This is a genomic window from Microtetraspora sp. NBRC 13810, from assembly GCF_030268685.1.
In the GTDB taxonomy this organism is placed as follows: domain Bacteria; phylum Actinomycetota; class Actinomycetes; order Streptosporangiales; family Streptosporangiaceae; genus BSRQ01.
The window spans coordinates 49,634-69,863 of sequence record NZ_BSRQ01000009.1; the positions used below are offsets into that span (position 1 = coordinate 49,634).

Here is a 20,230-nt window from a genome sequence, read left to right on the forward strand (position 1 = left end):
GGCCCGCGCGTTCGTGAGGCGGCCGGGCGTCGGCCCGGCCGCCCTCAGCCGATCCGCCCGCGGATCCAGCGGAGCACGTCCGGCGCCGACGCCTCGGTGATCTCGTAGCGCCCGATGCCGCGATAGCGATACCGGCTCTGAAACGTGCGCCCCCTCCGGCCAGATCTCATGACAGGAGGCGACGCCCATGTCAGCACGAGCTCTGGTCACCGGAGCAACAGGGTTCATCGGAGCCCACCTGGTCAGGCGGCTCGGCCTGCTGGGCGCGGAGGTCCACGCGGTCAGCCGCCGCCCGCGGACGCCGGACGGCGACGAGATCTGGCACATCGCCGACCTCGGCGACATCGCCTCGACCGCCCGGCTGCTCCGCGCCACCCGCCCGGATGTCGTCTACCACCTGGCGAGCGAGGTCACCGGCGCCAGGGACGTGCGCGTGGTGCTGCCCACGATGCGCGGCAACCTGATGAGCGTCGTCAACCTGCTGACCGCCGTGACCGAGACGCCGGGGACCAGGCTGGTGCTGGCCGGCTCGATCGAGGAGCCCAAACCCGGCGACGGCCAGACCTCGCCGTCCTCGCCGTACGCGGTGGCCAAGTGGGCCGCCACCGGCTACGCGTCCTTCTTCCACCGCCTGTACGGCACGCCGGTCACCGTGCTGCGGGTCGCCATGGTCTACGGCCCGGGGCAACCCGCCGTCGGCAGGCTCGTGCCGTACGTCATCCGCTGCCTGCTGCGCGGCGAGGAGCCGAGCCTGTCCGGCGGCGACCGGCTGCTCGACTGGGTCTACGTGGACGACGTCGTGGACGCGTTCGTCGCCGCGGGCGAGAACGCCGCCGCCTGCGGCCGGGTCCTGGACATCGCCTCCGGGACCCGGGTGTCGATCAGGGACACCGTCGAGCTGCTTCTCGGCATCGTCGGCGGCGAGGCCCGCCCCCGTTACGGGGCGGTCGCCGACCGGCCGCTGGACGCGCCGCAGATCGCCGACCCGGCCGCGGCGGCCGAGGTCCTCGGCTGGCGTCCGGCCACCGAGCTGGCGGACGGCCTGCGCCGCACGGTGGACTGGTACGCCGGACCGGACGGCGGATAGCCGGGCGTCCGTACGGTGGACTGGTACGCCGGACCGGACGGCGGACAGCCGGGCGGGGTCAGGCGCCCAGGATGTCCCGGGCGGCCTGTTCGACGCGGTCGAGGACGGCGGAGGCGTCCGGCGGCTCGGGCAGGTCGGCGGTGTCGTCCAGGGCCTGGCCCACGATGGCCCCGGCCTGCAGCTCGGCGTCCCGCTGGGCGGCCTGGAGCACCGCCGTGACGTCGCGGGAGAGGGTCTCCCGGTCGCGCCGCATGGCCCGGGGGTCCAGGACGAGCCCGGTGACGGTCCCGTGGCCCCGGCAGGTGGCGCTGATCAGGCCGTCGGCGCTGGCGGCCTCGCCGGTGACCTCCTCGACCCGCTCCCGCGCCTCCTGGAGCGTGCGCAGAGAGCGCTGCGCCTGGTCCATCATGCCGCGCAACTGGTCGAGGTCGGGTGCGGCCATGGGCGCTCCAGTGATACGGGGGACGAGGCGGCCAGTGTAGACCGGGGTTGTAAACGAGCCTTTAATCATTCGGACAATCACCATCAGACCCCTTGGAACCCTCTGGATTCCGGCGACGATCACGTTAAGGTTCGCCGGTATGAGCGCTGAACTCGATGTGAACATGGCGGAGACGGGACTCGCCCGGCGGCGGATGGAGGAACACGGCGCGGACTACGCCGTGGCCGCCCAGGGGGTCACCGCCTACGGGATCGGCGGCCCCCTGTGGGGCGACGTCTCGCTGATCCCCGACTGCGCCACCCTGCTCAGCCAGTGCGGCACACGCCTTCAGGAGGTGCACGAGCACCTCGGCCGCACGATGGCCGACACCGGTGCACGGCTCGGCGCCTCGACGGCCGGGATCGGGCAGGCGGAGGCCGCGGCCGACACCGTCACCCTCGGCCTGAACGGGCGGGTGGCGCCGTGACCCTGCCCCCCGACGCCGCCCAGGGCATCCAGTTCCTCGGATTCAGCCCTGCCGCCCTCCCCGACACCGACGGGATGGACCTGCAGACCGCGGTGCTCCGGCAGGCCGCCGGTGCCACCGGCGTGACCTCCGCCCAGGCCACCGCCACGATGACGGACGCCGGGCAGTCCTACCAGGGGCCCTCCGCCCCGGCCAGGGACGCCCACGTGCGGGCCGGCGACGAGCACGCCCGCCGGGCCGCCGAGCTGACCGGCGCCGCCTCCGCCTCGACCCAGGGGCTGTCCGACGTTCTCACCTACACCGGGCTGGCCGTGGGCGTGCTCGGCACCGTGACCGCCGTCAAGGTCGCCCGCACCCTGCTGGCCGGCGGGCCCCTCGGAGCCGCCGGGGCGACGGCGGAGATGGCGGCGGGCCGCCGGCAGGGAGCCCTCATGTTCGGCGCGGTGCGGGAGGGCACCGGGGGCGCGCTGGCGAACGCCATCAGGAGAAAGGTCCTCGGCCCCCTCGACGACCTGCTCGCCTCGCTGAGGCGGGGACCGGGCGCCCCGGCGCCCAGCTTCGCCGGACCGGTGGGCGGCGGCAGGGCGCCGCTTCCCACCCGCCGAGCCACCGGGGCTCCGGCGGAGGGCGTTCAGCCCCGGGGGGGTCAGAAACTCGACATGGGGTTGAGATGGAGGAAGCCCCCCGATCCCGCCCCGCGCTACACCCAGCAGGCGATGGACAATCTCCGGAAGACGCGGGAAGAGCTGCGAGAGGTCCAGGACAAGCAGAGGCGGGCGGAGGAGGCCGGTCAAAGCGAAGTCGTGGATCACTACAAGCAGCAGGCGAGCGATCTGAACGAGACGGCCAAGATCCACAAGAACACGCTGGAGACGTGGCTGGGGAGGCGGTTGAACGGCTGACTGTCGGAGCCGTCTGGCAGGTTGTGGGCGTGACTCACTTCGTCTATCGCACGCACTACGAAGGACCGCTCGGCAGGCGGATCCTGCGGCTGCCCGACGCCACCCCGCTCGCCTGGTTCCGGCGCGCCTGGTCGGCCCTGGTGGACACGCCGGAGCGAGACGCCGACGCCTGGCTGCGGGAGGAGCTGGGCGGGCGGGTCTACGGGCTGTCGTCGTTCGTCGAGCGCGCCCGCGAGCACCGGATCCCCGCACCCGCGACCTGGCAGGAGCTCGACGACGTCCTGCGGAAGCACCTCTACGTCGAGCGCGAGGTCCGGGTGGACGAGCACAGCGTCCGCGCGTTCACCGATGACGACGAGGTCGAGCTGGCCTACTTCTTCTTCGACGACGCCGTGGCGGCCGAGCGGCCGGACCGGGTGGCCTACCTGCTGCACGGCACCTGGCCGCTCCCCGCGGACGCGGCGGAGCGGCCCGGACCCGGTGCCACCCACGCCGTGCTGCTGACGTTCTACGACAGTGAAACCATCTGCTGGCAGCGGCCGCTCACCTTCCCCGGCGTCCGGCTGCCCGGCCTGGCCGCGCACCTGCGGGAGACCGGCACCGGCATGGACGACTGGCCGTACGAGCTGGTCGTGCTGCGCGCGCTGGTGGCGCCCGGGGACACGGGCGTCGGCCCGGCGTTGCGCCGGTGCAACCACTGGCCCGAGTTCGACGAGTTCACGCCCGCCGAGTTGCTCGGCCCGCACCCGGCGGCGCACGAATACGCGCTCGGCCGCCTCGGCGTCGCGCAGAACGGGCGCGACCCGGCCATGACCCTCGTCGACGACGCCGACCACCTGGCCCAGATGGCCATCCACTACTACGAAGCCTTCGGCCACCAGCAGTGGTTCCTCTTCGACGACGCCTGGCTCGCCCGCCACCCCGACCTCGGCGCCTCCCTCCTCGACTACGGCACCGACTGGGATCCCTTCCGGTAGTTCGTCTCACTGTGCTGGTGCACGGAAGGCGAGGTTCATCGCCCGGAGCCCGCTGACCGACCTCGCGCAGCCGCGATCGTCGTGCTCGGCGAGCGGGGCGCGGCCGGATCGTGACAAAGGTGTAACGAGGGGGTGGGCGGCCCGATAAGCAGCACGGATGGATGAGGGGGGCGCGATGCGGTCGGTCGTCAACCTGACGGTGCACGGGATCGGTCCACCGGGGCGGCCGTTCGAGCCGGACGAGGAGCTCACCTGGGTCAGCGTCGAGCGGTTCGAGCAGGTGCTCGACGCGGTGGCCGGGCGGGAGGACGTGCGGATCACCTTCGACGACGGGAACGCCTCCGATGTGGAGATCGCGCTGCCGAGGTTGCTGGAGCGCGGCCTGCGGGCGGAGTTCTTCGTGCTGGCGGGGCTGCTCGGGGAGCCGGGCAGGCTGGACGCGGGCGGGGTGCGGGAGCTGGTGCGGGCCGGGATGAACGTCGGCTCGCACGGCTGGGCGCACCGCGACTGGCGGCGGCTGGACCCCGCGCAGGCGCGGCAGGAGCTCGACGACTCGCACCGGGTGCTGACGGGCCTGACCGGGCGGCCGGTGTCCCGGGTGGCGATCCCGTTCGGCTCCTACGACCGGCGCGTGCTGGGCCGGTTGCGCCGGGCCCGGGTGTCCCGGGCGTACACCAGCGACGGAGGGCGCGCCCGGCCGGACTCCTGGCTCCAGCCGCGCACCAGCCTGCGGCACGACCTCGACCTCGACTGGACCCGCCGGGTGCTGGACGACCGGCCTTCCCTGCCCCTGCGCGCCCGCCGCATCGCCGCCCGCGCCGTCAAGCGCGCCCGCGGCTGACCTGGAGAGATGATGGACCTGCCGCTCAGGATCGCGGTCGTCGTGGTGACCTACAACAGCGCGGACGTGCTCGGCGACTGCCTGCGGTCGCTGCCGGGCGGGGCCCGGGGGGCGACGCTCTCGGCGGTCGTCGTGGCGGACAACGCCTCCGGGGACGACTCCGTGCCGGTGGCGGAACGGGCCGGCGCCACGGTGGTCCAGGTGGGCCACAACGCCGGGTACGCGGCGGCGGTGAACGCCGGGATCGCGGCACTCGACCTGGACGGGCTGGACGCGGTGCTGGTGTGCAACCCGGACTGCCGGGTGCGGCCGGGCGCGCTGGCCCTGCTCGGCGAGGCGCTGCGCCGGCCGGGGCGCGGCATCGCGGTGCCCCGGCTGGTCAACGAGGACGGCAGCCTCCAGGCGTCGCTGCGCCGGATGCCGACCGTGCGCAGGGCCCTGGTCGAGGCGGTGATCGGCGGCAACCTGGCCGGCCGGATCGGCACGCTGGGCGAGATGGTCACCGATCCGCGCGCGTACGAGCGGCCGGGCGAGGCGGCGTGGGCGACCGGCGCGGCCATGCTGGTCGCGGTGCCCGCGCTGCGTGAGCTGGGGCCGTGGGACGAGTCCTTCTTCCTCTACAGCGAGGAGACGGAGTACGCCCTGCGCGCCCGGGACCGGGGATGGACCCTGTGGTACGAGCCGGGCGCGGTGTTCGAGCACCTCGGCGGCGACTCGGGCACGAATCCGGCGCTGGCCTCGCTGCTGATCGTGAACAAGGTGCGGCTTTTCCGGCGGCGGCGGGGTTCGCCCGCGGGGGCCGCCTACTACCTGGCGGTGGTGCTGGGCGAGGGGCTGCGGGCGCTGGCGGGCCGCCGTACGTCACGGGCGTCGGTGGTGGCGCTGGTGAGGCCGTCGCGCCGGGCCGGGATCGTCGCCGGACCGGCCCCCCGTTGAACGATCGGTTGAACGACCCGCTGAACGGTGCCGTCAGGACGGTGGCGTTCGACGCGCTCACCGGGGAGGAGCTGGATGCCTGGCATCGGCTCCGGGCGGCCAACCCGCTGCTGGACAGCCCCTACTTCCATCCCGGCTTCGCCGCCGCCCTGCACGCGGGCGGCCGGGCCGTACGGGTCACGGTGGCCAGGGACGCGGGCGGTGAGGTGCGCGCGTTGCTCGCCCACCACCGGGAGGGGGCGCTGATCAGGCCCGCCGGGTGGCCGGGGGCCGACTTCCAGGGGCCGGTGCTCGCCCCCGGCACGGCGTTCCCGCCGCTGCGGCTGCTCGGCGGCGGTGTCCGGGCGTTCGCGTTCGACCATCTGGTGGAGAGCGGCCCCGCGTTCGAGCCGTGGGTGGAGTCGCGCCGCCCGTCCCCCTTCGTCGATGTCAGCGGAGGGCTGACGGGGTATCTCGGGCGGGCCTCGCGCAGCGGCAAGGACAACATGGCGCAGGCGCGCCGCCGTGCGGCGCGGGCGGAGCGGGAGTACGGCGCGGTGCGGTTCGCGGCGGACGTGGTGGACGACGAGGCGCTGGCGCGGGTGGTGGAGCTCAAGCGCGCGCAGTACGCGGCCACCGGGGTCGCGGACTACTTCGCCGAGCCCGGCCGGCGGGAGTTGCTGACCCGGCTGATGCGGGTCCGCGACCCCGGTTTCCGCGGGGTGCTGTCCACACTGCACGCCGGGCCGCACCTGGTCGCGGCGCACTTCGGGCTGCGGGCGGACGGCGTGCTGCACTGGTGGTTCCCGGTCTACGACCCGGCCTTCGGGCAGTTGTCCCCGGGCTGGATGCTGCTGCGCGAGCTGGTGGCCGCCGCCCCGGCGATGGGCGTCGGGCGGATCGACCTCGGACGCGGCGACGACGAGTACAAGCGGCGGGCGAAGACCGGCGAGGTCCAGGTGTGCCAGGGGATGGTGACCAGGAGCCCGGCCCGGCTGGCGCTGCGCAGGGCGCGTGACTCGATGGTCGCGATGGCCAAGGCGTCCCCCTTCGGCCCCGTCCTGCGCCATGCCGTACGGCAGGTCAGAGGGCTCGGCCGCTGATCTCGCACCCCCGCGAAAGACGCGTCACTTTAAATGCCATTTCATCCACACACAATGGCAAAGCCAGGCATTTTTCTGGCCACATCAGGACTCATGAAGATCGTAACAATCGTGGAACTTATGACGACATAACCCTTGGGGTCGGGGGGAGGAATACACTCTCCCGCCCTGCGGCCGAATGGCGTGCGACGGAGGGCGGGGCAATATGCGGATCAGTGTTTTCGGGCTGGGATATGTCGGCTCGGTAACCGCCGCCTGCCTGGCGACCCGGGGACACGAGGTCGTCGGCGTGGACGTGAACCCGGTCAAGATCGAGCTCATCGCGCGCGGCCGGCCGCCCGTACTGGAGGAGCGGATCGGCGAGCTGATCTCGGCGGTCGTGGCCCGGGGGGCGCTGCGCGCCACCGCCGACGTCGAGGACGCGGTCACCGGCAGCGAGATCTCCCTGGTCTGCGTAGGGACGCCGTCCGCGCCCAACGGCAGCCTGTCCACCGTCCACCTGGAACGGGTGGCCGAGCAGATCGGCCAGGCGATGAGCGGGCTCGGCCGGCGGCACACCGTGGTCTTCCGGAGCACTATGCTGCCCGGCACCTGCGCGGAGTCGCTCGTCCCGATTCTGGAACGGTCCTCCGGTCTGCGGGCCGGGGCCGACTTCGGGGTGGCGGTGAATCCGGAGTTCCTGCGCGAGGGGACGAGCGTGCGGGACTTCTTCGAACCGCCGAAGACGGTCATCGGCGAGCTGGACCCGGCGAGCGGCGACATGGTGGCCGCGTTATACGAGGGTTTGCCGGGCGAAGTGTTCCGCGTCCCCCTTCAAGTAGCCGAAATGACGAAATATGCGGATAATGCGTTTCATGCGGTGAAGATCGGTTTCGCCAATGAACTGGGCGCGATCTGCCAGGCGCTCGGGCTCGACTCACACCGGGTCATGGACGTCTTCCTCGCCGACCGCAAACTCAACATCAGCCCCGCCTACCTGCGGCCCGGCTTCGCCTTCGGCGGCTCCTGCCTGCCCAAGGACCTGCGCGGACTGGTCTACGCGGCGCACCGCGCCGACGTCTCGGTGCCGCTGCTGTCGCACGTGCTGCCCTCCAACGAGGAGCACCTGCGCCGCGCCTTCGACCTGGTGACCGCGAGCGGGAAGCGGCGGATCGGGCTGTTCGGCCTGTCGTTCAAGCCGGGCACCGACGACCTGCGCGAGAGCCCTCTCGTCGAACTCGCGGAACGCCTCCTGGGCAAGGGCTACGACCTGCGCATCTACGACGCGAACGTGTCGATGTCCCGGCTGATGGGCGCCAACAGGGAGTACATCGAGAGCAGGCTGCCGCACCTCGGCGACCTGCTGAGCAACTCCGCGGACGAGGTGCTCGGGCACGCCGAAGTGTGCGTGATCGGCTGCCAGGATCCCGCCGTGCTGAACGCGCTCGACCGCGACACGGGTTCACGCCTGGTCGTCGACCTGGTCCGCCTCCCCGACGCCGAGGCGCGCCGGGCCGCACCGGAGTACGCGGGCCTTGGCTGGTGACGCGGGCCGGGCCCTGATCCTGGTCGAGAACCTGTCCGTGCCCTTCGACCGGCGGGTCTGGCAGGAGAGCACCGCGTTGCGCGACGCCGGCTGGGAGGTGCACGTCGTCTGCCCGCAGGGGGTCAGGCGCGACACCGAACGGGAAACGGTCATCGACGGCGTGCGCATCCACCGCTACCCGCTGCGCCCCGCGGCCGGCGGCCCGCTCGGCTACCTGCGGGAGTACGGCAGCGCGCTGCTGCACACGGCCCGGATCGCCCGCCGGATCGGCCCGGTGGACGTGGTGCACGCCTGCAACCCGCCCGACCTGTTCTTCCTGACCGCCAGGCGGCTGCGGCGGCGTGGCGCGCGGTTCGTGTTCGACCAGCACGACCTGGTCCCCGAGCTGTACCTGTCCAGGTTCGGCCGCGGCCGGGACCTGCTCTACCGCGTGGTGTGCAAGCTGGAACTGCTCACCTACCGGGCGGCCGACGTGGTGATCGCCACCAACGAGAGCTACCGCGAGGTCGCCCTGACCCGGGGCGGGAAACGGCCGCAGGACGTCTTCGTGGTGCGCAGCGCGCCCGCCGTCGAACGGTTCCACCAGGTACCGCCGGAGGAACCACTCAAGAAGGGCAAGCCGTACCTGCTGTGCTACCTGGGCGTGATGGGCCCGCAGGACGGCGTGGACTACGCGCTGCGGGCACTGGCCAGGCTGCGCGGAGAGCTCGGCCGGAACGACTGGCACGCGGTGTTCGTCGGCGCCGGGGACACCTTCCACGACATGGTCGCGCTCAGCCGCCGGCTCGGCCTGTCCGACGTGGTGGAGTTCACCGGCCGCATCCCGGACGCCGACCTGCTGCGCTACCTGTCCACGGCGGATGTCTGCCTGTCCCCCGACCCGCTCAACCCGCTCAACGACGTGTCCACCATGAACAAGATCATGGAGTACATGGCGATGGCCCGCCCGGTCGTCTCTTTCGACCTGCGCGAGGCCAGGGTGTCGGCCGGCGAGGCCGCGCTCTACGCCCCGGCCAACGACGAGGCGGCGTTCGCCAAGCTGGTCGCCCGGCTGCTCGACGACCCCGGCGAACGCCGCAGGATGGGCGAGATCGGCAGGGAACGGGTCACCGGCCCGCTGTCCTGGGACCGGTCCAGGACCGCCCTGCTGGCCGCCTACGACGCCGCCGTGGGCAAGCGGTGAACGCGTACAGACGGCTGCGCAGGGCGCTCGGCCGGGCGCTGTACGAGCGGCGGTACGGCGTGCGCACCTCGGACGTGGTGAGCCTCACCGAGTTCGGGCTGGACCACCGGGAGCGGGTCTACTACTCCCCGGCGAGCTGGCGGACGCTGCGCCGCGCGCTGCCGCCGAGGGAGATCGGCGGGCACGACGTGTTCGTCGACCTGGGCTCCGGCATGGGACGCATGGTGCTGGAGGCCGCCGCGCACTACCCGTTCAAGAGGGTGATCGGGGTCGAGCTGTCGGCCGAGCTCGACGAGATCGCCCGGTCCAACGTGGCCGGGTTCCGCCGGCGGCTGCGCTGCCCCGACGTCGAACTTGTCCGCTCCGACGTGCTGGACTACCCGATCCCGGACGACGTGAGCGTGGTGTTCCTGAACAACCCGTTCCGCGGTGAGATCTTCTCCGCCGCGATCGGGAATCTGCTCCGCTCGGTGGACCGCAGCCCGCGCCCGGTGACCGTGGTCTACTACAACCCGGTCGAGGAGCCGTTCCTGCTGGCCACGGGCAGGTTCCGGCACACCAGGACGGTCGCGGGCAGGGGCGGGGGCGTGTTCGGTTCCACCCGGGTCTACACGATCGGCGCCCGCCCAGGTGCGTGAGCGCCGCCGGCCGGCCCGCTCAGCCGCGGCTGCTCGCGTCCGTCCCCCACCGCACCTGGCCGCCGCGCCGCCTCCGCAGCGCGGTCAGCGCCCGGTCCGCCAGGAGGACGCCCAGGTAACAGGCGGCGTCGAGCGGGCTCACCTCCCGGCGCCGCACCAGCGCGGCGAGCGCCCCCGGGCCCAGCCGGGCCGCGGCCGGCGGCCGGCCCAGCTCGCGGAGCTGCCGGTTGCCCTGCCGTACCCTGACCCGCCTGGCGAGGTGCGCGGAGACCGTGCGGGCCGGGCGGACCACCGACGTGGCCGCGCGCACCACGACGCTCTCGCCGGGGGCGAAGCCGCCCTGCATCCAGCCGTCGTCGGAGATCACGTCCGGCAGCGGGAACGCCCGCGCGTGCCCCTCCTCGGTGAGCACGTAGACGCCCACCCCGGCGAGCGTACGGCCGGGCGCGACCAGCCGTTCGTGCACGCGATGCATCCGCCGGGCGACGCGGCCCACCCCGGTCAGGTCGAGCACCGGCACCGGGGCGCAGGCCAGCACCCCCGGCCGGGCCGCCGCGGCCACCAGCGCGCGCACCGACTCCGCCGGCAACCGCACGTCGGCGTCGAGGTACACCCGGGGGAACGCGCGGCAGGCGGCGTCGCCGAGCCGCAGCGCGTTGGCCTTGCCCGGCACGGCCGTCTCCACCACCCGCACCCCCGGCACCCGTCCCGCGACCCGCGCCGTGCCGTCGGAGCAGGCGTTGGCCACCACGACGACGTCGAACTCACCGGGCGCCGTCCCCGCGAGCAGCGCGGCGAGGTGGTCGCCCAGCACCGCTTCCTCGTTGTGCGCCGGGATCACCACACTGGCCACCGGACCGCCGCCGACCACATCGCTCACCGGGCCGCCTTCCGACCGCCGTGGGAAAGGGATGACACCTTGAGAATAGAAAAGACCGCGCTCGACGGGGTGCTGTTGTTCGTTCCGACGCCGCACCGTGACGCGCGCGGGCTGTTCACCCGGGTCTTCGACGCCGGCGTGGCGGCGGCTGCCGGGCTGGACCCGGCCGCCTTCGTGCAGGACAGCCAGTCGCGCTCCCGGTCCGGCACGGTCCGCGGCCTGCACGGGCGGGCCGGGCGGGGCGAGGCGAAGCTCGTCCGGTGCGCCCGCGGCGCCGTGTACGACGTGGTGGTGGACGCCCGCCCGGCCTCCCCCACCTTCGGGTCGCGGTTCTCCGTCGTGCTGGACGACGACAGGTTCGCCGTCCTCTACGTGCCTCCGGGGTTCCTGCACGGCTTCCAGGCGCTGACCGGGGAGGCGGATGTCTGCTACCGCATCGACAGGGAGCACGATCCGGCCGAAGATCTGACCGTGCGCTACGACGACCCCGACCTCGCCGTCGACTGGCCGTTGCCGGTCTCGGCGGTCAGCGAGCGTGATCTCGCCGCGGGTTCGTGGGCGCGACTCGGCGAGCGTCTCCGAGCGACGGAGTGAGGCGAGCATGCGACGGGTTCCCCCGCCCGCTGTCCTGTCGGCGATCACGGTGGCGTTCCTGGCGGCGCTGACGGCGTGCCAGAGCGCGCCGCCGCCGGTGGCCACGCCCACCCCCGTCCCGACGCCCACCGCGACGGGCTGCCCCGGCCACCCGTCCCCCGCCTGCACCGGCGTGCCGCCCGGGACGAAGCTCACCACCCTCCGGCTCAACGAGGAGGGCGCCGCCTACCGGGTCACCACCCCGGGCACCGTGCTCGACGGCGTGCACGTCCCCGGCACGCTGCTCGTGCACGCCGACGACGTGACGATCAGGAACAGCCAGATCGACGGCGACGTGACGAACGCCGACGGCGACAAATCGTTCCGGTTCACCATCACCGACTCCACCGTGGGCACCCCCGGCGCGTGCCTGACGCTGCCCGGGATCGGGCACGACAAGTACACCGCGAGGCGGGTGCTCGTCCAGGGGCACGGCGACGGCTTCCGCGCCTCCGGTGACGACATCGACATCCGGGACTCCTACGCCCGCCTGTGCTCCAACCCCGGCGACCACTCCGACGGCATCCAGGCGTACCTGACCGGGAAGGGCCTGGTGTTCCACCACAACACGATCGACCAGCGCGACGCGAAGGACATCACCGCGCCGATCTTCCTGGTGGACGAGCAGTTGGAGGACGTGACGGTCACCGACAACCTGGTGATGGGCGGCACCTACAGCATCCAGGTGCGCAACGTGCGCGGACGGCAGATCGTGCGGGACAACAAGCTGGTCGACCGGTCCTGGGTCTACGGCCCGGTGGACTCCGACTGCGGCACCCTCGACTGGGCGGGCAACACGCTGGTCACCATCGACGAGGACTACCGGATCACCGCCACGGTGGGCCCGCTGGAGTGTCAGGGCGCGTCCTAACGCGTCCCGGCCGTGGCCGCCCCTGAGGCCGCCCCTGAGGCCGACGCAGTGGCCGACGCTGTGCGCAGCAGCGCGCCCGCGACGCCGATCAGCAGGAAGGACAGGCCCGCCACCATCTTGAACGACATCAGGTCGAAGGTCGCCGCGCCGATGAGCGGCACGACCAGGCAGGCGGCGAGGGTGAGGCCGAGGTCGCGGGTCCCCGCGTCGGCGCCGATACGGCGGGCCCGCAGCGCCGCGTAGATCGCCACCAGGAACGCCAGGACGAGCGTCGTGACGCCGATGTACCCGGTCTCCACGGTGGACAGGATGTACTGGTTGTCGAACACCTGGTGCTTGGGCGCGTACCAGGTGCCGGCGCCCCGGCCCAGCCACGGGTGCCTGGCGATCTCCTCGGCGGCCACGGCGTAGTCGTGCGTGCGGTAGCGGATGCTGTCGTCGTTGCCGGCGTTGGCGAACAGGCCGTAGAACGCGCCGAGCAGGCCGGGCGCCACCACCCTGATCCCGGCGAGGAAGACGACCGCCACCACCAGCGTCTGGATCCGCCGCCGCGCCGGCCACCCGCACAGCAGCACCACGGCGACCCCGGCCAGGCCGAGCACCGCCGAACGGGAGACGGAGAACATCAGCCCGGCCGCGACGAGCCCGGCGCACAGCCACCAGCGCAGCGCAGGCTCCCCGCGCTCCCGGGCCCGGAACCCGTAGTACGCGGCGATCGGCAGGATCATCGCGCACAGCACGCCGAACTCGATCGGATGCGCCGCCGTCGAGGACACCCGGCGCAGCCCGGACCGTTCGATCACCGCCGCGTCGTCGGAGATCGACCGCAGTCCCGGCAGGTCGAGGTACCGGGTCAGGTCGAGGTCCAGCAGGAACTGGAACGCCCCGACCAGCGCGATGACCGCCCCGCCCACGACGACGGTCCTGAGCAACCGGTCCAGCCGGTCCATGCCGCGCACCCCGTCGCACACCGCCAGCGCGAAGACGATGTTGGCCATGATCAGGATGAACGCGTGGTCGGCCAGGCCGAGTTCGTCGGCGGGCAGGTAGGCGTACGTGCCGTAGCCGTAGGTGGCGATCATGGCGACGGCGTGCACGAACAGCGCGGTGCGCACCGGGGTGCGTCCCTTGGCCAGGCCGAGCCGGTTGCTGAAGTGCGCGCACGCCCACATCAGGCCGAGGGCCAGGGCGATCGAGGAGGCCGGGGTGATGGACAGCGGCACGCCCTGGTAGACGAGCCTGGCGGGCAGCAGGAGCAGGGTCAGCGTCCACAGGGAGGCGATGGTGGCCGTGTCCGCCCGCTGCCGCGCCGCCGTACCCGGCCCGGCCAGGTCGGCCAGCTCTACCCGCCGCGTGACCACGCTCACCGCCTCGACGCCGGCCACGCCGCCGGCCGCTCGTCGCCCGCGGCGTCCGGAGGCGGGGCGGGGGTGGGCGTGCGGGTGCGGCGGCGGGCGCGGCGGGCGTCGGCGAAGCTGTCGGCGGCGAAGGCCGCGCACAGGCTCGCCACGCCGCCGACGGCCACCGCCGCGGCGGCGGCGCGCATCTGACTGCCGCGCTGCGCCTGGGGTGCGGTCGGCGCAACCGTCTCCTTGACGACGATGTAGGTGGAAGCCGGGGCGTCCAGCTCCTTCTGGCGCTCGGTCAGCTCGGTCCTGGCGCGTTCCATCACCCGCAGGACGATCTCCCTGGCGCCCTCGGGCGACCGGCTCTCGCTGCTGACGAACACGAACGGCCCGCTGGTCAGCGACTCCAGGTTGCTGCTGCCGTTGGTGACCTCGTAGGTCGTCGGCCCGCCCGGTACCGCGCCCAGCTCCACCGCCACGTCCGGCGCGCTGAGCGACTGGATGAGGATCGACGCGGTCGTGCTGAGCCCCTCGTCGAAGTTGAGCAGCGGGTTGACCAGCGTGCCGGGCACCTCACCGTTGCCCGACTCGACGCCGCCGCTGGGCGGCGCGGTCAGCACCAGGACGGCGTGGGAGACGTAGGTCGTCGGAATGGACCGGTACACGGCCGCCGCCGCGGCGAGGGCCAGCGCGAACGCCGGAATCGTGACGTACCACCGGCGCAGCACGACGAGGACCGTCCCCCAGAAGTCCATGCGTCTCCTCTCCGGACCGATGGCGAGACACCGGCGTCCTCATCAGATCCATCGGGCCGCCGGATGGGCCGTTACCCGGGAGGCACGGGAGCGGCGGCGGCGTGTAACGCGTGGCCCGCCCGGTGCCGATAGTGACTACGGGGATCCTCGACGCCCCACAGATGGGAGCGCTCCGTCCATGACCGAGCTGGCCGTCATCACGCCGACCCATGGGCCGGACGCGGAGCTCTTCGCCGAGCTGCACCGATCGGTGCTGGAGCACACCTCGGACGACACCGTGCACCACGTGATCATCTCGCCGGTGTGGCGGAAGGTCTTCCAGCGGTACGCCGGGCCGCGCTGCCGCGTCTGGACGTATCCCGAGCTGCTGCCCGGCAGCTACCTGCGGCTGGGGCCCCGCGGGCCGTGGGTGGACGCGCGCAGGCCGTGGCCGCCGGTGCGCGGCTGGGTGATGCAGCAGACGCTCAAACTGGCGCTCACCGCGCGGATGGACGCGGACGCCGTGCTGATCGCCGACTCCGACGTCGTGCTGGTCCGCCCGGTCCGGATGGAACGTTTCATGTCCGGCGGCCGGCCGCGGCTGTTCCGGGAGCCGAAGGGGGTCACCCCGGACATGGACCGGCACGTGCTGTGGCACCGGGTCTCCCGGGACATGCTCGGTCTGCCCCCGGCGCCGCCGCCCCCGCTGACCGACTACGTCACCCCGCTGAACTTCTGGGACCCCGCCGTCGCCCGCGCGCTGCAGGACAAGGTCGCCGAGATCGCCGGGCGGCCCTGGCTCGACGCGTTCAACGCCCGGCTGCACATCTCGGAGTTCATGCTCTACGGCGTCTTCGCGGACGAGGTGCTGCCCGCCGCCGAGCGACCGGCGTCGGACAACACGCTGAGCCACAACAACTGGCAGCGGTCCCCGCTCAGCACGGAGGAGGCGGTCGCCTTCGCCGAGCGGCTCGGCCCCGGCGCGATCGCGATGATGATCTCGGCCAAGTCGCGGACCGGACCGGAGGCGCGGCAGGCCGCGATCCGGCGGTGTGCCGAGATCGCCTGACGGCCCGCTCATCCGGCGCCGACCTCGCCGTCCACCGGCGCCCGCCCGTTCATCCTGTCCACGGTGACGGGTCCTGGAGTGACGGGTTCGAGGGTGGCGGGTTCGAGGGTGGCGGGTTCGAGGGTGACGGCATCCGAGGCGGCGGGATCCGGGGCGGTGGATTCGGATGCCCGGTCATCGGCGTCGGGGTGCTCCTCCGGGTCCTGGGCGGGCGGGGTCCCGGGGTCGTCCGGCGCGTCCGCCGCCGCCCGCGCCCGCCGCGCGGCGGCCCGCATGACGAGTGCGTACCCGACGGCGATGCCCCCGGTGAGGACACCGGCGAAGGCGACGCCGGTCGCGGTCACCTTGTCCCCCATGTCGGCCTTGGGGGTGGACACGGGCACCATCTGGGTGATCGCGATATAGGTGGACGGGGGTGCCTTGAGCTGCCGCTGACGGTCGGCCAGTTCCTGCTTCACCAGGGCCTGGGCGCCGGCCACCGTGTCCCGGACCACGGCGGGCGAGGTGCCGCCGGCCTCGATGTAGACGAAGGGGCCCTCCAGGCCGAGCAGGTTGGGGTTGGACCGGCCGTCGTCGATGGTGAGCGTGGTGGGACCGCCGTCGACGACGCCCAGCTTCGCCGCCACCTCGGGGGTGTTCATCGACAGGATGAGGATACCCGCCGTGGTGCGCAGCCCGTCGCTGAACTGGAGCAGCGGGTTGGTCAGCCCCGGTGGCTGGTCGGGGTCCTGGGAGAGCGTCCCGCCGGTCGCCGGGGTGGTCAGCACGGAGGAGGTGCCCGCCGTGTACCGCGTCGGCACGACGAAGTAGGCCGCCGCCGCCGCGGCGAGCGCCAGCACGAACACGAGGGGGCCGACCCGCCGGTGCCGGACGAGCCCCAGGACGGTCTTCCAGAAGTCCATGTGCTCGCCCCCTGTCCGTGCCGGAGCGAGCCCGCGCCCCGGAACGTTCCGTGTGGTGAATCGGGCCACGACGGCCTCCCGTTACAGACGAAGATCACGCCCGGCCGCCCCGCGACAGCCGTACCCGCAGCGCCGCGCGCAGGGCGGACCAGGACCGGTGCCGCTGGAAGGGGATCTCGAAGAGGCCCGCGAAGACTCGGGCCACCAGCAGCGTGACCGGCACGGCCAGCGCCAGGGTGGCGAGGAAGAGCGGCAGGCCGGGTGCGATCCGCGGCGCGAGCACGAGCACGCTCAGCACCACGACGACCGGCGCGTGGGTCAGGTAGAGGCTGTAGGAGAAGGACCCCAGCGCGCGGACCGGCCGGCTGTCCAGCAACCGCACGAGTACGGCCGGCCGCCCGGTCGCGAGGCCGGCGAGCAGCAGCCCGACAGCCGGGCCGATCGCGAGGTCCAGCCAGAAGAACCGCTCCACCGCCCATTCCGTCCCGCGCACGGCGATCAAGGCGAGCGGCGGCAGCGCGGCGACCGGCGCGAGCAGGTGCCAGGGCACCCGCCGCCACCGGGCGCCCGCGGCGAGTACCCCGGCCGCGACCACGCCGAGCGCGAACAGCGCGGCGAACTGCGGGGTGAACCGCAGGAGCAGCCCGGCCGCCGGCACCACCGGCGCGAGCACGCCCACGACCGTCACCACGGCGGTGACCGCGGCCAGCATCACCACCGCGCCCGCCCGGCGCACGACCAGCAGCAGCACCGGGAAGACGAGGTAGAGCTGCGCCTCGACGGCGATGGACCACAGGGCGCCGTTCGGGCTCGGCGAGCCGAAGACGTCCTGGAGCAGCAGCCCGAAGACCACGACCGACCGGGCGGTCGGCACCCCCTCGCCCGGCTGCGGGACCAGCGTCCACGCGATGACCAGGCTGAACGCCAGGGCGGCCCAGTAGGGCGGCAGGATGCGCCACGCCCGGCGCCGGGCGAACGCGCGCAGCCCGCCCAGCCGCATGCCGCGCCGCGCCGGCCCGGCGGCCAGCGAGAAGCCGGACAGCACGATGAAGACGGCCACCGCGAAGTGCCCGTAGCCGAGCCAGGCAAGCCAGGCCGGCCCCGCCCCGGAGGGGAACCCCGGGAACGACATCAGCCAGCAGTGGTGCAGCACCACGAACAACGCCGCGATCCCCCGCACCCCGTCGAGCCCGGCCAGCCTGCCGCCCGCCGCACCGGCCGCGGACACCCGGGCGACCGCCTCCCGCCCGGCGGGCTCGCCCGCCGCCGGACGGGCGCCATCGGTGTCCTCGGTCTCTCCGGGGGCCGGGGGCGGGGTGGTCATGGACGCCGCGAGAGGTCGGCGCGCAGGACGCGGTCGGCGGCGAGGCGGGCGAGCTTGCGGCCCCGGTGGGTGAGGGTGCGCCGCTGGCGGCGGGCGTACATGCGGAGCACCTCGGCGCGGGCCCGCCGTACCTGGTCCTCGGTGAGGCCGGCCTCGCGCAGCCAGCGCAGCATCTCCAGGCACTGGAGGGTGTTGGACGCGTGCGCCTGCCAGGCCGGCACGCCCAGGCGGCGGGCCACGAGCCGGATGCGCTCCTCCTTCACGTTGCGATGGGCGAGCACCTCGGGCACGTGACCCCACGGCCCGGCGAGCGCCAGCTTGGCCGCGAACACCTCGTCCTCGCGCAGCATGTTGCGCCGGGAGATGGCGACGACGGGGGCGCGCCGCATCATCCCGTAGAGGGGGTCGATGTGGAGGTGGCTCTCGTTGAGCATGCGGAGCATCTCGGCGAAGCGTGCGACCGGGTCGTCCGAGCGCAGCCGGGTGCCGGTGTAGGCGCCGGTCCTGGTGGTGCCGCGCGGATCGGTGTAGGCGACCTGGGTGGTCACCAGGATGAGCCGGGCGTCGTCGGCGAACGCCGCCAGGGAGCGGGAGACGCAGGTGGGCGCGAGCCGGTCGTCGTCGCCCATCCAGCGCAGGAAGGCGCCGGTGGCCAGCCGGGCGGAGAAGACGAAGTTGCCGAGCAGGCCGACGTTCGCCGGGTGCCGGTGGTAGACGATCCGGTCGTCGCCCGCGGCCAGCTCGCGGCAGAGCTCCTCGGTGCCGTCCGTGGAGGCGTTGTCGGAGATCACGAGTTCCAGGCGTTCGTGGTCCTGGGCCAGGACCGAGCGGACCGCCTTCTCCAGCCGGGCCGCGCCGTTGCGCACCGGGAGCGCGACGGAGACCAGCGAGTCGGAGCCGGGCATCAGGTGTCCTTCCTTCCTGCGGGCCGCACGAGCCGAGCGGACTCTCCTGCGAGCCGGGCGAGGGTCTGCCGGGGTACCACCACCACGGCGTAGGCGAGCACGCCCGCGCCGCCCGCCACGCACAGCGTGACCAGGGCGGGCCCGGCCACCAGCACGCCGAGTGGCAGCATCACCGCCGCGGCGACGACGCCGCCGAGCAGCGGGCGGACCAGGCCGGGCAGCACGGGCCCCAGCGGCACGCCGGCCCGGTGCAGGGCGGCGGCGGCGAGCGGCAGCGCGACCAGCACGGCGACCAGGGCGTGCCCGACGGCCGCGCCGCGGATGCCGTCCACCCGGGTGCCGACGAGCAGGGCGGGCACCAGGGCCAGCGCCCAGCCCAGGTTGAGCCAGACCGTGGCCCGGGTCGCGCCGAGCGAGATGAGGATGTCGCAGGCGAGCGCGGTCAGCATGCGCACCACCATGAGCACGGCCAGCCAGGGCAGCACCGCCGCCGCGGGCGCCCACTTGGCCCCGTAGAGCGCGACGAACGGCCCGGCCAGCGCGGCCATCGCCACCGCGATCGGCAGCACCAGGGCGACCAGCGGCGGCACCGACCGCCGCACCCCTTCGGCCACCGAATCCGACTCCTCCTCGGCCAGCCGGGAGAAACTCGGGATGGACACGTACCGTACGGCGGTGCCGACGAGGCCGGGCACCCAGCTCGACACGTTGAAGGCGAGCAGGTAGTAGCCGAGCGCGACCGTGCCGAGGGCGCCGCCGACGATGATGTAGTCGGCGTTGAGCAGCACCGACTCGATGCCCAGGCTGGCGGCGAGCGGCACGCCGAAGCGCAGCAGCCGCCCGGCGACCGCCCGGTCCAGCCCCACCCGCACCGGCACCCTCGCCCCGGCGAGGACGAGCACCCCGGTGACCGCGGCGGCGGCGAGCTGTCCCCACGCGAAGCTGTAGGGACCGGCGCCGTTCGCGGCGAGGGTGATGGCGACGCCGGCGTTCACGCAGAAGCCCGCCATGTTGGCCATGGTGAGCAGGTCGTGCCTGAACTCGCGCATCAGGGCCGCGCTGCGCACGGCGGTCAGGCCGTCGATGAGGATCACGACGGTGAGCAGCCGGACCACCGGCGTGGCGTCCTCGCCGCCGGCGAGGGCGGCGAAGCCGGGCGCGGCGAACCAGAAGATCCCGTAGACGGCGACGCTGAACCCGACGGCCATGACGGTCGCGGTGGGCGCCATCTCCTCCAGCCGGCCCCGCCACTGCACGGTGGCCGCGATGATGCCGACGTCGTTGACGTGCATGACGAACGCCGTGGCGGCCAGCGCGATGGCGTAGAGGCCGAAGTCCTCCGGGGCGAGCAGGCGGGCGAGCACCAGGCCCATGACGAAGGAGCCCGCCTTCGTCACCAGCGTGCCCACCAGGCTCCAGCGCAGCCCGCGGCCCGCTTTACGCCCGATCGTGGCGACCGGTGAACCAGTGTCCGCCTCCCCGTCCAT

At 73.5% G+C, this 20,230-nt stretch carries 22 protein-coding genes; 13 read left to right on the forward strand and 9 right to left on the reverse strand.

Annotated elements, in window-relative coordinates; all coding sequences use genetic code 11:
* Positions 1 to 44: 44 nt before the first annotated feature.
* Complete coding sequence (locus QSK26_RS19225) at positions 45 to 170, reverse strand: hypothetical protein (protein ID WP_285776554.1); 126 nt, start codon at positions 168 to 170, stop codon at positions 45 to 47.
* Positions 171 to 187: 17 nt separating this feature from the next.
* On the opposite strand from QSK26_RS19225, the gene QSK26_RS19230 reads away from it, so the two are divergent.
* Entirely contained in the window at positions 188 to 1,087 is a 900-nt protein-coding gene (locus tag QSK26_RS19230) for an NAD-dependent epimerase/dehydratase family protein (RefSeq protein WP_285776555.1), read from the forward strand.
* 58 nt (positions 1,088 to 1,145) lie between these two features.
* Here QSK26_RS19230 and QSK26_RS19235 read toward each other — a convergent pair whose 3' ends face one another.
* Positions 1,146 to 1,529, reverse strand: coding sequence for a YbaB/EbfC family nucleoid-associated protein (locus QSK26_RS19235; protein ID WP_285776556.1), 384 nt, complete (start codon positions 1,527 to 1,529; stop codon positions 1,146 to 1,148).
* Between the two features lie 139 nt (positions 1,530 to 1,668).
* Here QSK26_RS19235 and QSK26_RS19240 point away from each other — a divergent pair, with 139 nt between their 5' ends.
* From QSK26_RS19240 to QSK26_RS19280, 9 genes are all read left to right on the forward strand, one after another.
* Entirely contained in the window at positions 1,669 to 1,995 is a 327-nt protein-coding gene (locus tag QSK26_RS19240) for a hypothetical protein (protein ID WP_285776557.1), read from the forward strand.
* The gene (locus tag QSK26_RS19245; protein ID WP_285776558.1) at positions 1,992 to 2,897 is read left to right on the forward strand and encodes a hypothetical protein; all 906 of its coding nucleotides are present in this window, start codon (positions 1,992 to 1,994) and stop codon (positions 2,895 to 2,897) included. The genes QSK26_RS19240 and QSK26_RS19245 overlap by 4 nt, the downstream gene beginning before the upstream one ends.
* A gap of 29 nt (positions 2,898 to 2,926) precedes the next feature.
* A complete protein-coding gene (locus QSK26_RS19250; protein WP_285776559.1) occupies positions 2,927 to 3,874 on the forward strand; it encodes a hypothetical protein in 948 nt (315 codons plus the stop codon).
* A gap of 157 nt (positions 3,875 to 4,031) precedes the next feature.
* The gene (locus QSK26_RS19255) at positions 4,032 to 4,715 is read left to right on the forward strand and encodes a polysaccharide deacetylase family protein (RefSeq protein WP_285776560.1); all 684 of its coding nucleotides are present in this window, start codon (positions 4,032 to 4,034) and stop codon (positions 4,713 to 4,715) included.
* A 12-nt stretch (positions 4,716 to 4,727) separates the two neighbouring features.
* Positions 4,728 to 5,651: a glycosyltransferase family 2 protein gene (locus tag QSK26_RS19260; protein ID WP_285776561.1), complete on the forward strand. Its 924-nt coding sequence runs from the start codon at positions 4,728 to 4,730 to the stop codon at positions 5,649 to 5,651.
* The gene (locus QSK26_RS19265) at positions 5,648 to 6,733 is read left to right on the forward strand and encodes a GNAT family N-acetyltransferase (RefSeq protein WP_285776562.1); all 1,086 of its coding nucleotides are present in this window, start codon (positions 5,648 to 5,650) and stop codon (positions 6,731 to 6,733) included. Before QSK26_RS19260 ends, QSK26_RS19265 begins: the two co-directional genes overlap by 4 nt.
* 205 nt (positions 6,734 to 6,938) lie before the next feature.
* The gene (locus QSK26_RS19270) at positions 6,939 to 8,258 is read left to right on the forward strand and encodes a nucleotide sugar dehydrogenase (RefSeq protein WP_285776563.1); all 1,320 of its coding nucleotides are present in this window, start codon (positions 6,939 to 6,941) and stop codon (positions 8,256 to 8,258) included.
* Positions 8,248 to 9,441: a glycosyltransferase family 4 protein gene (locus QSK26_RS19275; RefSeq protein WP_285776564.1), complete on the forward strand. Its 1,194-nt coding sequence runs from the start codon at positions 8,248 to 8,250 to the stop codon at positions 9,439 to 9,441. The genes QSK26_RS19270 and QSK26_RS19275 overlap by 11 nt, the downstream gene beginning before the upstream one ends.
* Positions 9,438 to 10,079 (forward strand): class I SAM-dependent methyltransferase, encoded by a 642-nt coding sequence (locus QSK26_RS19280; RefSeq protein WP_285776565.1) that lies wholly within the window; start codon positions 9,438 to 9,440, stop codon positions 10,077 to 10,079. The genes QSK26_RS19275 and QSK26_RS19280 overlap by 4 nt, the downstream gene beginning before the upstream one ends.
* A gap of 19 nt (positions 10,080 to 10,098) precedes the next feature.
* Here the strand turns inward: QSK26_RS19280 and QSK26_RS19285 are convergent, their stop codons facing one another.
* Positions 10,099 to 10,959 carry a glycosyltransferase family 2 protein gene (locus QSK26_RS19285; protein WP_285776566.1) on the reverse strand — a complete coding sequence of 287 codons (861 nt, stop codon included), beginning with the start codon at positions 10,957 to 10,959 and terminating at the stop codon, positions 10,099 to 10,101.
* Positions 10,960 to 10,998: 39 nt separating this feature from the next.
* On the opposite strand from QSK26_RS19285, the gene QSK26_RS19290 reads away from it, so the two are divergent.
* Positions 10,999 to 11,553, forward strand: coding sequence for a dTDP-4-dehydrorhamnose 3,5-epimerase family protein (locus QSK26_RS19290; RefSeq protein WP_285776567.1), 555 nt, complete (start codon positions 10,999 to 11,001; stop codon positions 11,551 to 11,553).
* 7 nt (positions 11,554 to 11,560) lie between these two features.
* Positions 11,561 to 12,463, forward strand: a complete 903-nt coding sequence (locus tag QSK26_RS19295) for a hypothetical protein (RefSeq protein WP_285776568.1) — start codon at positions 11,561 to 11,563, stop codon at positions 12,461 to 12,463.
* Here QSK26_RS19295 and QSK26_RS19300 read toward each other — a convergent pair.
* On the reverse strand, positions 12,460 to 13,848 hold the full coding sequence (locus tag QSK26_RS19300) for an O-antigen ligase family protein (RefSeq protein ID WP_285776569.1): 1,389 nt from the start codon (positions 13,846 to 13,848) through the stop codon (positions 12,460 to 12,462). The genes QSK26_RS19295 and QSK26_RS19300 overlap by 4 nt on opposite strands.
* Entirely contained in the window at positions 13,827 to 14,564 is a 738-nt protein-coding gene (locus QSK26_RS19305) for a hypothetical protein (protein WP_285776570.1), read from the reverse strand. Before QSK26_RS19305 ends, QSK26_RS19300 begins: the two co-directional genes overlap by 22 nt.
* Before the next feature lie 178 nt (positions 14,565 to 14,742).
* On the opposite strand from QSK26_RS19305, the gene QSK26_RS19310 reads away from it, so the two are divergent.
* Positions 14,743 to 15,612 carry a DUF6492 family protein gene (locus QSK26_RS19310; RefSeq protein WP_285776571.1) on the forward strand — a complete coding sequence of 290 codons (870 nt, stop codon included), beginning with the start codon at positions 14,743 to 14,745 and terminating at the stop codon, positions 15,610 to 15,612.
* An 8-nt stretch (positions 15,613 to 15,620) separates the two neighbouring features.
* Here QSK26_RS19310 and QSK26_RS19315 read toward each other — a convergent pair whose 3' ends face one another.
* The 4 genes from QSK26_RS19315 to QSK26_RS19330 all read right to left on the reverse strand — a co-directional run bounded on the left by QSK26_RS19315 (position 15,621) and on the right by QSK26_RS19330 (position 20,230).
* On the reverse strand, positions 15,621 to 16,514 hold the full coding sequence (locus QSK26_RS19315) for a hypothetical protein (protein WP_285776572.1): 894 nt from the start codon (positions 16,512 to 16,514) through the stop codon (positions 15,621 to 15,623).
* Between the two features lie 94 nt (positions 16,515 to 16,608).
* Positions 16,609 to 17,838, reverse strand: a complete 1,230-nt coding sequence (locus QSK26_RS19320; protein ID WP_285776573.1) for an acyltransferase family protein — start codon at positions 17,836 to 17,838, stop codon at positions 16,609 to 16,611.
* Complete coding sequence (locus tag QSK26_RS19325) at positions 17,835 to 18,743, reverse strand: glycosyltransferase family 2 protein (RefSeq protein WP_285776574.1); 909 nt, start codon at positions 18,741 to 18,743, stop codon at positions 17,835 to 17,837. The genes QSK26_RS19320 and QSK26_RS19325 overlap by 4 nt, the downstream gene beginning before the upstream one ends.
* Positions 18,743 to 20,230 carry a lipopolysaccharide biosynthesis protein gene (locus tag QSK26_RS19330; RefSeq protein WP_285776575.1) on the reverse strand — a complete coding sequence of 496 codons (1,488 nt, stop codon included), beginning with the start codon at positions 20,228 to 20,230 and terminating at the stop codon, positions 18,743 to 18,745. Before QSK26_RS19330 ends, QSK26_RS19325 begins: the two co-directional genes overlap by 1 nt.